The sequence below is a fragment of the Vibrio sp. 1069 genome, assembly GCF_033340555.1.
In genome coordinates this window covers 16,064-29,613 of record NZ_JAWOWP010000021.1, presented here as the reverse complement: position 1 = coordinate 29,613, position 13,550 = coordinate 16,064, and the positions used below count along the sequence as shown (strand labels likewise).

4 protein-coding genes are annotated in these 13,550 nt (G+C 44.1%); all 4 read right to left on the bottom strand.

Annotation, left to right across the window (positions count from 1 at the left end):
- Positions 1-15: 15 nt before the first annotated feature.
- Positions 16-2,166, bottom strand: coding sequence for a MobH family relaxase (gene mobH / locus R7040_RS21575; RefSeq protein WP_226083520.1), 2,151 nt, complete (start codon positions 2,164-2,166; stop codon positions 16-18).
- A 163-nt stretch (positions 2,167-2,329) separates the two neighbouring features.
- The gene (mads8, locus tag R7040_RS21570; protein WP_226083527.1) at positions 2,330-7,768 is read right to left on the bottom strand and encodes a methylation-associated defense system ATP-binding protein MAD8; all 5,439 of its coding nucleotides are present in this window, start codon (positions 7,766-7,768) and stop codon (positions 2,330-2,332) included.
- Entirely contained in the window at positions 7,765-9,411 is a 1,647-nt protein-coding gene (mads7, locus tag R7040_RS21565) for a methylation-associated defense system protein MAD7 (RefSeq protein WP_138944037.1), read from the bottom strand. Before mads7 ends, mads8 begins: the two co-directional genes overlap by 4 nt.
- Entirely contained in the window at positions 9,408-13,541 is a 4,134-nt protein-coding gene (gene mads6, locus R7040_RS21560) for a methylation-associated defense system protein kinase MAD6 (RefSeq protein WP_318097016.1), read from the bottom strand. The genes mads7 and mads6 overlap by 4 nt, the downstream gene beginning before the upstream one ends.
- Positions 13,542-13,550 lie beyond the last annotated feature (9 nt).

Genomic DNA, 13,550 nt, shown 5'->3' with positions numbered 1-13,550 from the left:
TTAATTTCAAATGGATTAACGCTTAGCGTGAGCGGTAAACAGAACCGTTTCCCCCTCATCAAACTGGCATTGGTCACTGGCCGAGATCCCCCGAAGCAGCTGTCCGGCTGGAATACCATGCTCATTGGCGACTTGGCGTAAGGTTTGAATCGTGACGCGAATACCATCGGCACTATGATCCACGTCTGGGTAATCACCATCGGTCAGTAAGATGGGCAAATCTTTCACAAAATTAACCATCTGTTGCCGCTGCGCGTGTTTGGGGTCGGTACTTGAGTTCGCATTGGCCGCAATCGGCTTTTGCTTTCGCTCCGTTCTTGTGGCGGGTTCTTTTGCTTGGGCATTGGTTGTCTCAGTTCGACTCGGTCGCGGTGAAGCCTCTTCGTTCTGAATTGCTGCCGCCGGTTCTGCGTCTTGTTTGGGAAGGTCAATCAGTGCAGTAAGCCCTTTAGAAATCGATATTTTCAGCAGCAACCCTTGCTCCTGAACGCCATCTTTCGTAGTAATAGTTCTAGCCTTACGTGTCGGGTTTGCGGGATCTAGTTCAAGCCAATCTAATCGACTGAGTTCAGCAAGCAGTTTTCGGGGAGCACACCAAGGTCTTACGGCATCGGGATAGCGGATCAGTATCTGTTCACCAACCACAACCAGCGCGCTACTGGCCTCTGGGAGCCATGCCAAAGATTCAGGCAGATTCAATGCTTCTGCATCGTGCTGGTTTACGTTATTTGAGATAGCGCCATCATATGAATTGTTAGGCTTTTCACATCCATCAGCTGGAGCATTTTCATTTGCCTGAAGGTGATTAACATCACTGGCATGACGAAGTTCATCATCTTGTTCGGACGGTTTTGTCGATGGCGACTTAGCCGAATTGCTATGTTCGATTGATGATGACGCTTCAGACAAGCCTGGCTGCTCTCTGGAACGACTCTGAGGCTCTGCTTGTGTTTGCTGTGTTGCTTCCCACTCAGATTTGCTAAACAGTCTCACGCTACTTGGTACATTCGAGCTGAACAATAAATCGGCCTCAGATATATGAAGCATGGGTAACCAGATTGGCTTGTCGTCTTTGATCAGCACTTCAGGGGCAAGACTTTCATATCGCTCATTTGAGACGGATTTAGTGGCCAATCCTCGCTCAATAAGGATGTCCGCAAGGGTATCGGGGTCTCTTGGGATGCCAGGTATCTTGTCTTTGGCCAATAGCTCAATGATGTCCTTAGCCGCGCTTTTCCAAACCAGGTAAAGATTGGTTGATTGATTCGATTTTCGTACCCAGACTCTGGCGTCTCGCTGATTGACTAACCACTGGGAACTGGCAAGCAATCGCCTCATGGCATCAAGTAGATAGCGTTCAACTGGAACACCAAGGGCATTGTCGTCAACGGAAATGCGTTGAGCCTTCAGGTCTCGCTGTACACTGGTTTGGTCGGCTTCAATGACCAGTTTAGACAGGACATGCTCTGGATCGGTATTGCCAATTGCCTCCAGCATGGCTTGCAAAATTTCAGGGCCCGGTTGGGTTAACCAGGCGAGCAACTCAGGTGTCATCACCCGGTTTAACACCAGAATTGAGAATTGCTCGTGCCGCTTGCACCGTCCGTCGCGCCAGCGAATGAAATAGCGTTCAATGCTGTTATTAGTGGTCCACTGAGATAAGGTTTCTAAAAACGGGTTCCACTGATAGCGTCCATCTTCGTCTGTGATGGACAGATCTGAAACGGGCTTACCAATATCATGGAACAAACCGCCAAGAGCCGCCGCGACACGCCACCTTGGTTCAAGCTCTTTTTTCTCAACCGGTATGCCACTGGCAACAAAGATGATCCCTTCAGCTGCTTGTGCCGCCCAGAAAGCAACTTCCAACGAATGACGTAATAAACCACCCGCACCACTGTGATGATGATGCTCAGAAGCCGGCAACAAATGAACATAAGCAGCCAGATGATCAATGCAGGGCTGGATCAGCTTTTGAAAGTCACGCTGGTTAAAGCCAAGTACTTGGCGCAGTTTGGCAATTAGCTCGTCTTGTGTGGACTGCAAATCCTCGGGTGACGCAGCTGGCAATCCCTTCAAGAATGGCGGATAGCGTGGAATGTCTGTATCCAGTTGAGATGACAGCTCTGGTAATGCTTTGGCTTGAAAAAATAGGTGTTTGAACATAGTGAACCTCCGACACTATAGTGTGAAGGTTCACTTTGAGCTGGTGAGTTAGGAAGATACAAAAAAAGCTCATCTAATCGATAAACATTGGCATCGCATCGAGTTAAGTCAACGCGCACTCAGAAGCAATTTCGAAATTGCGTCTACGATAAACGACCATTGCTTACACGGCAGTCAAAGTATCCCCACCATGCTTAGTAACTCTTGGGCGACACTGAATCTTCATTGCGTCGCTGACAAATGCGTTATCACTGGCTTTGCTAGACCAAATATATGCCTCACCTGGTTTTAACGCTCCAAGCTTCTCAGGCGTTAGTGATTTCAAACCGATACAGGCTTTTTGAATATGCTTTAACCAGTCCGGAGCGTTGAACTTATGCAGAATAATCTGTGATGAAAGCTGAATAAGTTCCACCGGTACAGACGGTGGATCTTGGCTGGCAATCATGACACTGGTGCCCTTGTGGCGCATTTCGCGTACCGTTTCCACAAGCCCTTTTACTAGGTCTGGACTATCGATGTATTTATGACATTCATCAAACACAATTAGCTTGTTAAAAGATTGCCCTTGGTACTTGGCTTCCGAGAATATTTGCAGAAGCACCACAAATAAGCCTAATGCCTCATCTTTTTCGATGAATTCGTCTCGAACATCTACAACGATCATTCTGCCTGGTCGAATCAGCGAACCAACGTTTAATTGGTCATCAATGTACTGTTCAGCAAAATCCAAACGCATGTCTGCTAGGTCTTTAAGTGAATCCGAAAGACTAGAGTTTTGTATTCCATCCCTTATCGCTTGGATCGAGAGGTTATTTCGATTTTTACGCATAATATTGCCTAGTTGGCGGATATATGCGGCTTGGTTGCCGATAGCCCCCATCAAAAATTTCCAGTGCCCAGCTTGCAATTCAGAAGAACAAAACTTCAACGGATGTACCTCAATTCCAGGGTACTCAGCACGACGTTCGTTTAACTTGTCTTCAGGAGCTAACAACACAACATCATCTAAGGAAGCTGGCTCCGCACCATATACTTCTTTAAGCTTAGCTAACTGCGTAACATCGTCATTTGGGGCTATCATCGACGTAAACTCAGGTTTATAGTCCTGAGTAGCACTGTAATGGAATATCACACTGGCCAACTCTTTATGCAGCGTATTGATCGATGGAATTGATTTAGTTGCCATCTCCACAACTGAGCCTAATGTATAGCTTTTGCCCCCACCTTGAACACCAAATAAACTTAGTGTGTGTGTATGGTTTAAATCTAAGGCTATTTTCCGTCCATGGACCTCTCCCAATAGGCCAAACTGAGCAGAGTCACCGTTGACACCAAGAACAATATCGTGGGGAACGACCTCAATTTTATTACCCGTTGTGATGTTAGGGATGTGCAAATTTTCGTCAGGCTCTGGCTCTGGCTCTAGCTCTACAGTATTAGTTATTGCAGGAGCTGGATTACCAACAGGTTTTACTTCTTCAACGCCCTGATTAATCGACGGCGAAACAGTAGCTGGCTCATCATCATTAAAAGGCAGTACTTTAATCGTTTCATCTTTCGAAGTATCTGGCCGCTCAGGTAAAGTGATCGCAGCTTGAGATACTAATTCAGCCCAAGATACGGTTCTATCTCGCTCTTTATGTAAAAATTCGGCCGAAGTTAACTTAGGCAGCGTTAGCTCAAGTGAATCCAACGTTCCTTCACTGTGTTCATTATCCTCAGGCACTTTAGCGGAGAGCAATTCGTCAATATGGTTTCGCCCAACACGATGAAACTCGATACCAACTTCTTTTTCAACGCCGGAACTATTCTGACCGAAATCAAAAATAACTGCACTTCGGGTAATTGAAAGCTTGTATCCCTGTTCCAAGGTCCGAAGCAAAAATCTCGCCTCCTCAACAACCTCAGAAGTCAATAAACCAAAACGTTCAGATCGTTTAAGGTAATGTTCAAGAAGGACACAGAGCTTTTGTGTTTTAACCAAGCGATCAGGTCTATCCGGTGTTGTACGAGTCAAATCAAAATGACGCTGAAGAACACGTTCAGATTCCGAGATTTGCTCAGCAATACTCTTTTTTAAACCTTCGTACTTCGTCATATCGCCGACTTCTGAATAACACTTAACTTCGACTAAATTACAACGAATTGTGCGTGATGAAGCATCTAAATCGAACAATGCTAAATCAGTTCTTTTAAAGCTAACGTCAGCACCAAGCTCCCCATCTCCTTTTTGAAGCTCGGAATATAGCTCTAGGTGGGCATCTAAAGGAACAATGATCTGATCTTTGAACACCCCCTGGTATTCAAGATAAAGTTTGGATAGCGCCAACCCTAAGGCTTCCGACTTTGAAGCGCTATTTGAAGCCAGTTTTAGTGCAAGCCTGCCTGACAACGCTCTAAGTGAGTCTAAAACCCTCGTCGCCTTATTAACATCAGGAACAATTTGATGCTGTTCTAAGGTCCCTCTCAATAATGCTTCTATTTCTGTAGTAGAACGCGAAGTAATAACAAAGTTGTGCGTGTTTGAAGAAGCCATTTCAGGGCTGTGATCAATCAGATAATCTGGACGACCATCTTTACCACCGTGATCAAAAAATTCAATGCCCAAGTTTCTATCCACAGTGAATACCCAATCACTGACTTCGTGTAATTGATTTAACAAAGCTCTTTCAGCGCTATCAAGAGCCAACCTGACTACAGGCACCTGTTCTAAAGAAAAGTCGCCCGTCGCTAATGATGCGGTTATTCCCGCCATCATTTTAGGCAGTTTTGCTATAGCCTCCGATATCTGGCCACCAAAAAGCATTTTCGCAGCACCATGTCTCGTGTGACGATCCCAAGCAACAACCCCATTCTCATCGAAGTAATCAATGCAATAGTCCTGATACAACCCATATATAGGAGCAACTTGTTCATCTGCCTGCGGTTTTACTACCGATAACTCTTGTGCAGGGAACACATCGAATAACATGCTTAGATGAGACTGAAACTCATCAGGCGACTGCTCAAACTCAGAGCTAGCTCTGAGCGAAATGCTTAACTTTGGCTGCAAGTGATTTTCTGCTGAATGAAATAGCTGATTTTCATTCTCACTGTCTTCGCCACTATTTATCAGCTTAAATAAATCAGCGCCTACTTCTGTCGCGTATGGGTCAGCTACGAATAGACGAATATCAAAACTAATATGCTTTAGCTCCGGTTTCTTTCTCAAAGCCAACAACATGCCCGCTACGGCTCCCGCAGACCCCGCGTTAAACACATTGATCGATAAACAATTCACATAGGGGTGTTGTATCAGATATCTTTCGACTTTTGTGGCGAGAAAGGTACTACTTTGCTTACCAACTTGCTGGTAATCATTTTTAATACCAAATGCAGTTTTAATTTTATCAATGAGTGCTTGTGGCTCTTTTTCTTGTGCAGACGACAGAATACTCCAAAATGGATGAATACTATCAAGTGCGACCATCAACTGGCCTTGAGAGTCTGGCAGAACGTAAGGAAAATTGGTTAATGCGAGTTCTTCTAATAAACTGTTTTTAGTTCCTACCGCGATTTCCTTACCAACCTTCTCACTCTGTCTTGCCCAAGCTTCCGCAAGAGAAGCCCATCCACCTAGCCATAAAGCCCTCAGTGGATGTGTAGGCCCCAGTAACATGGCTTTTTTATAGCTGCCGTCATAATTCCATATCACGATTGAAAGTGAATCCAAGCGAAGTAACGCGGCTAATTCAGTCGAATAGTCATGTCCATTTTCAGTTTCCTGAAATACCGCTGCTAGGTATTCTAAATAGCTGCTGGAATACAAGTAGGCTTCATGTAATGAAGACACATGATCATGAGCGACAGAAATTAGCTCTTTCTCATCTTGATGTATAATTTGAAAGTACGTTTCACGTGCCACTTTAAACTTTTCAAACTGGCTTTCTACACCCTTTATTGGCCAATCTACAGCATCGGCACCAGACTCACTTGCTTCTTGATTGCGAATTTCTACACGCCAAGTCAAAGCGGCCATTGGATTAGCTAGAATTTTTTGCTCAAAGTCTTTTAAGTAAGTGGTAACGGGGATTTGAATACCACTTCCTTTCTTGAATTTCACATTGACGATCGACTCAGCCTTACTCTTACTATCCTGCCAAGTCGTTTCCATTACTTCAGCATTGGCAAATTTCACAGTTTCGATGACGTTGGCAAATTCAGCTTTAATCTTCGCATGCGCTAATGACGCCTCTCTGACTTTTCGCCCCTCAATTGGCTCAACCTCTGCATCTGCTGCTGGCAATACATAAAACAGATCACTTTCATTAATTCGTGAGCCAGCTTCCTCCGCACTGGACGTACCCCACGGTATTGGACACTGTTTGTCATCAACCAAAGGTAGTAATTCATCGTTTTCATCAAACGCTTGAATTCGAATGTAATGCCAACCTTCTTCCCATTCGATTCCAGTCAACTTATTAAACGTGATTGTAACTGTGGATTTTGATGTAGCTTTACCTACCTTAATTAACCCAACAAAATCACCTTGTTGAGTAAACACCTGAGCTTTATATTTCGCTAAACCATTAACTTCACTAGGCTTTGGTGAAACAGAAAAAGTCACAGAAAACTTTTTCAAACCACCTTGGCCAGTAGTTAATACTTGTTGGCCAATCAGTTGTTGCAAGTTTGGGTCTGTTTCATCTTCAGGAATAAGCGGCAAACCAACCTCAGTCACCATTAAACAAACTGCATCAGTGGCATCTTCCTCATATTGAAAGCGCCATTTATCAAAAGTGAGTGCCCAGTTGCTGCTATCCACCACTAATTGCTTGCGCCAACTGCTATCGAGTAGATTTTCCTGATCATTTAAAAAGAGCGCTAATCTCTTGTTAAAATCTTCACCTTCTAGCTGTAGGTCATAAACGGTTGCAATCGCTGATTTCTCAGAGCGGTTTATAATTTGTACACACTCACGATTTTTAACTAATTTGCGTACCAACATAGAATGATCTTGATGCAACTCAAGATCAGGAATCAACCCCAACTCGTAAAGAGCAGCACCAGCAACACTTGGATCAAAGCCATTAACCTTAATCGTTAACGCGTATCGCAACCATTGATAAGCACTGAGTTTTAACGCCGCCTTTTCTTGAAGAATGAAGTAAACTTCGTCCAACAACCGCTTAATCGGATCAGGAGATTCAGCCTTTACTTGATTAAACGCAAGCCAATAAGCATCTGAAATATCAATTTGTTCAAAGGTCGCAGCACCAAAAGAGTCTTCAGAGGACGTTTTTAATTCATTGGGTACAAAAATCAGTAATGGCTGGCGAAGCTGGCCGTGTTCATCAGGGTTTCGCAGTTCAACAAGCTTGGTGCTGGTAACCGAAAAATTACGCGTCGCTTTCTCTGCCAATACGGCAACCTGGGCATACTCAACCGCACCTGATACGACTTCACTAAGCTGATACATCAGCTCTGTTTCTAAATCAGATACCTTCATGCAGTGGCCCGCACCGCGAGTTTCTAATAACAACTTAAACTTAGGTACAAGGACACTGATTAAGCTGCCGTCAATATCTGACTTAATAACGGTTTGAATTCCCTTAATCATGCGTTATGTCCTTTCATACTCTCATTTTGCTTACTATTTATCTGATACCTTGGAGTAACCGTTTGTGTTACATACGCATCAGAAAGATCGCGATAAAAACCAATTTCTCGTAACCGGCGTTTAAAACCAGATAAGTTATCTCTAAGCGCTTTATTCACATCAATTGATGACTCACAGAAAGCATCTGTATCGGGTAACGAATCAATAAAAATGCCATATCGTTCTTTTAAGAAAATTAACAGCTCATCAACTCTTAACTCCTTAGTGTGAAAACCCAAGTCACCACCTTTGGTGAGTACTGCCAGCTGTAACAACACTTCTAGCAGTCGTCCATCAACGCTAAATCGACGCCCACCAGTGCTACCACTTTGTTGTTCTAACAAAGCACCAGGTTTATTCTTGAGCATAAGACTATCTAGGTTTTTGACTAAACCAGAGCGAATTGCATTACCTTGAACAAACAACAAAATCTCTATGTAGGTTTCATACTCAGGTAAGCCGAGCTGGGTAATAGCATGAATCTCTGGCGGAATTTCCTCTGACTCATGTGCAGATGACACTGACGCATCTAAAATTCCAGCGTTACGTTGACCAAAAAACTGATCGCGCTCTTGCTCTAACGGCGACTCCAGCAGAGTGAACAAATCAGGCACTGACATTTGTTTTATCGATTTTGCCCCCGATAATTTACCTTTTTTCGATAGATACTCTGCAAATTCATCGAGTTTTTTAACGCCGAAATAGGCTTTAATAAAAGCTGGAATACGCTTGTAGTGTAACGTCGCACTTTGCTCAGCCATCGATTCACTCAAGCTATTAGCGCCATTTGTCATGTCCACATAGAGCGCCGTCTTTTGTTTATTGCTCTCTTGGAGATTACGGCCCTTACTCTTAGCCAAAGCCGGTAGCAACTTAAACAATTTCAATTGGTATAGCGCCAGGTGAAAGGCTAACAATATCTTTATGTACTCAACCATCACTGAACGAGGAATATACTGGCGATACGTCAGAAGCTTAATGATATCTTCAGCTAAAATATCCGCAGCTTGTTGATTAAGCGGCGCAAACCGTTCTTGTAAGTCAGTATGATCCGGCGCGTCAGACTTTACTTGATCAGACAGTCTTAATATTGCCTGCGTTTCAACATCTACTTGCGACGAACTATCATACTGACCTGTCGTAGAATCGACACCAGCAAAGAAAAACTGTTTGAGTCGGTTAATCGCGGTCTGACCATTATTGGCATGGTAAAGCAACTCATATACTTGCTTAGAGGCACCATAATCCCGGCAATTTTTAGGATTTCGAAACAAATAAGTATTGCCGTGAAGTGGTCTCGGCGCAGCAACCGCTTCGTTAGCCTTGCCACGATTAATTAAGTCCACCAAGTGGGTTTCAATCCACTTTTCAATAGTAATAGGGGCTTGAGAGAAGTTTTTAAAATGTGTTCCATTACGAGAGTCTAGAAACTCGTCTTTAAACAACTCAACCGTCATACCTTTAGCACTTAGTTTACTAGAAGCGCCATTGTGCTTTAGCCGAGCGAATAGATGAGTTAAGACCCTATCCATTTCAACAATTTTGTAATCAAGATAGCTCACTTTATTGGTGCGAAAAGCCTTATCTTTTTTACCTAACTTCATGGCTGAACCTCCGCTACCAATCGTTCTAATTGCAACACACCACCTTCGTCGCGGGTTATTTTTTCATACTGTTGGCCGTTGGTAGTTAACAAAACCTCTTGATAAGGCGCTGAAGCCAGTACGTTCTTAAATACGGTTAAACTTAAATAAAAACTCTGCTCCGCTTGCGCCGAAGGCACGTAGCCTTGATTAAGACGATGCAGCATTTCAAACAAGTCTAAATCTAATTCCAACTCTGCGGTAAGGCCGGTTGCATCTTGGTACTTGAGCAATAGTGACTGCGGACTATGCTCCACAAATGACGAGTTCATCGCTGAGTCTTTCACTTCAATGGAAAAAACATCCGATGGGAATAAGCGATAACTTCTAATAGTGCCTAAGTGTACCTTACGTACTTGCATCGCCAGTTGACCATTAAAATACATCGGGTTATGTAAACCTTCACCGCGGTTAATTGCATTAATGGCAAGCGATTTCGCTTCATTTAGTAACGTACTGTCTTCGAGGTAACGTACTAATAACTTCGCTGAACGATAAGGCAGTAATGTTTGCCAGTTTTCTCCACGGCGCTCAAAGTAGGCCTTTCTGCGTAACATCCCGACCACATTACGATGAGATAGATAGCGTTCCTTACTCTCACTTAGTGCCGTGTCATTGGGTAAGCTCTGATGAACATTGGCTAGCAGCTGAGTTTCGTGTTCACTACGCTGATCAAACTGCAACCAATCAACAGCATCTAAGCCTAAAAAGTCCAGCCCGCGATCTAAGCGAACGTCAGACCCTTGAGCAATGTCGGTTTCCCTCAGCAGCTTTAACAATCTATCTTGGGTATTGTCGTTACCGCACCAAGCGTTAAAGTAATAACCGTGAAGAATTTTGTCGGCTTCGCCATTGGCATAAATTTCTTTAATTTCGTTACAGGAGTATTCACCAACTAGCGTATAACTCAGTGCCGAGCGTAAATCTCGCATCGTGATATGTAGCTGATTGCGTAAACTGGTCAGTTTGTAAATATACTTCAAACGCTCGATGACTTTAGGGCCAGTTTGCTCGTCTTGAAAGGTAGCAATATTGTGCTTAACGTAGCATTTGTCTTTTAGCGCACAATAATCACAGCCTTGCCAAACCTTGGCCGAGGTCATTTTTCCGATGATTCGCTCAAAAATAGACTCAGGTTGACTTTGCGTCGAAGCCAGCACATCGCGCATATTTAGGTTAACTACCGCCACGTCATTTTGCACTGAGCCATCTTTTAAACTTTGTTCAACTACGGCTTTTAGAGCAGAAAAACTTTCTGAATGTTGGGTTAAAAAGTCGACTAGCCGACCTTCGTTAATGGCAATTAACCGGGTCTCGTGATGTGGCCATGCATTTGAATCGTTACCTTGATAGACGCTAAAGAACTCTTCGAGTACCGCGTCATTATCTTTGTTACCTTCGTCTTGACTACCATCGTAGTTAGTCAGGTATTTATGACCATTTATTTCAAACCAGCTACCATTCCCTTGTGGGTTTAAGTGAACGCTTGTTCCTTGCACTTCAACTTGAGCCTCCAATTGCTGCAAAAATGCGGTTTTGCCATCACCTGCATTACCGGTAATCAGTACCAAGCGCAGTTGCCCAGCCAGAATTGCAGGAGCAAGCTCGGTATCTAAGGCGGTTTCAACGTAAATTAACTTTGCGTAATCATCTAAGCCACGGGTGCCGGCATTTGAATGCCGACTTTGGCTATACAGCGTCAGCATAAAATCATGAAACGCAGATTTACTTGGGTTAGAGCCATCCGCAAGTGGCGGCAAATGAAACTGCGAAGTACTTTCTTCCGATAAAGTTTGCGCCTTTTTCAATTGCTGGACTTTATTCAGTGCTTTCAGCAATTGTTCGGCAGATTCAAAACGGTCAACTCGTTTTGGGGCGATCAGTTTTAGCAGGACCGCCGAAACATCATCGGTTAAGTTAAAGCTCTGGGTAAACTCACTAGGGTGACGAGCTAACTCGTCCATAGGTGGGCACTGCACATTGGCCCATGGGTATTCACCGGTCATAGCTCGATACAGGGTAATGCCCAAGGCATATAAGTCCCTATCTACCAAATCAGAGGCTTGCGGTGTTTCAGTAATGCTTAAATCTGGGGGTAAATACTTCCGTGAACCGCCCCCTAACGTTAGGTCTTCAGCATCTACCGATACATTAAAATCGATGATACGAACTTTACCGTCTTTCCAAATCAGGTTTTGTGGCTTGATGTCACAGTGGAAAATATTGTGATCGTGTAAATGCTGTAAACCTTCCGCTACCTGCTTAGCCATGGTCCACACTTCGTGTGCCGTTAATGAACGTTGCTGGATCAGTTCACTGACATCTAGGCCTTCAAGGTACTCAAAAACAATATAAGGAGGACCTTGATTAGGAAGTACGTCTGCATCGTACACCTTTACCACATAAGGGTGCTCTGGCAGTTTAACCAAGGTGCGGTATTCCTGCTTTAAGCGCTCTAATACCGATTCTCTATCATTCAAAATCAGTTTCACTGCGCGCGAAACATCACCAAAGGTATCCGTTACCTTATAAACGATACCAAAACCGCCAGGTTTACCCAGCGGTTGCTGTACGACGTATTTATTAGTTAGCTGGTAGCCGCTCGGTAAACGCTTGTAATTGACTGAAAGCTCATGGTTATTCTGCGTTTTAACACTCAGCTGTTCGGGTTTATTAGGCTCAATTGTTTCTACTGCTGCTTTGGGTTGCCAGAGTGCATTAAATTGCGCCAGCGCATCTTCAGGGCTTGGCCGTTGCAGTGCATCTTTGTGACATAAGGTTTGCAGCCAATCATCAAACTCTACTGGTAGCTGTTTATATCGCTCACTCAACTTTGTACTGAGCAGACACGATTTCTCAATAGCTTGGGTGACCGAATCAAAGGCCGCATCACCACTAAACAGCTCAAAAATAACCAGACCTAAACTGTACATATCCGAGGCGCAGCTCGCTGCATGGCTATCAACCCAGAGTTCGGGGGCTTTATAACGGTTTGAGATCCGCTGCTGTACTTCGTCGGCAATCGTGGTGGTGTTTTCACTCCCTATCCGAGCGTAGTCAAAATCAATCAGCCTTGGCTGACCATCGGCCCCCATTAAAATATGCTCAGGGGTAATATTGCGATGCACAACGCCATTGCGACATACATGCGCTAACGCCAACAACAAATCATTAACGATGCGCTTCTTTTGATCTAATGTGAGCAGCGAGTTTGCGTCTTTAAGCTTTTTGCTAAGGATTTCGCCAGGAATATCATCGGTTAATAACAAGTATTTATCTTGCGCTTCAGTAACAAAGAAGTCTTTCACACCAATAATGGCGGAATGCGAGGGCATTTTTGCAATGGCACGATACGCATTTTCAATCAGGCGCTTTTGCTTGCTGCGTTCTTCATCTGGCAGGTAAGGGTCGGCTTTATAGGCTTTAGCTAGCACAGTGCCGCCTTTGCGACCAGCGGTAATGTTAAATACACGGTATTCCGTAAAGTACTGATTATCAACCAAGGTTTCAGCCACTTCCCAGTTACCAAAACGTACACCATGGCTACGCTTTTTGGCCGATTTACCCAAGGCCTCTGCGATAATCTGAATGTACTTAGTCACATTGCGCTCAAAGCGCTCTGGAATACGTTCACTGTCGGTAAAGAAACGGGTGCTGTTTTTTAGTGCCACTACATGGCCGCGCTCGCGATCTTCTGGGTCCTTGAACTCGCAATCATCTATGGTGAGCACCACAGCGGTATCCACATAGATGTTTTTTAAATCTCTATTTGCGCGATTTTGCTTACAAATGAGACCCGACAAAGACTTCGCATTGCCGCGTAATTTCGGTAATGGCGAGCGATAGCTGTTGTGGGCGGTGTGCCACATGCTGCCGTCCACCTCAACTTTTCCGTGGATGCCCTTGGCATCCACTAAGTAAATAGCATGGGGCGCAACAACACAGATATCCACTTCAAACAGCTGGTCATACTGTTCAACTTCAAAGCTATGAATAATAAAGTAATCGTCGGGTAACTTTTCTTTTAACCAGGCGATGGCTTTGCGCTCTTCATCGTTAACCACATCACCAATTGCAAATACCTGTGCCATAACCTCTCC

Coding starts and splice junctions, on each gene's coding strand:
- mobH (WP_226083520.1), bottom strand. CDS start 2,166: ATGTTCAAACACCTATTTTTTCAAGCCAAAGCATTACCAGAGCTGTCA.
- mads8 (WP_226083527.1), bottom strand. CDS start 7,768: ATGATTAAGGGAATTCAAACCGTTATTAAGTCAGATATTGACGGCAGC.
- mads7 (WP_138944037.1), bottom strand. CDS start 9,411: ATGAAGTTAGGTAAAAAAGATAAGGCTTTTCGCACCAATAAAGTGAGC.
- mads6 (WP_318097016.1), bottom strand. CDS start 13,541: ATGGCACAGGTATTTGCAATTGGTGATGTGGTTAACGATGAAGAGCGC.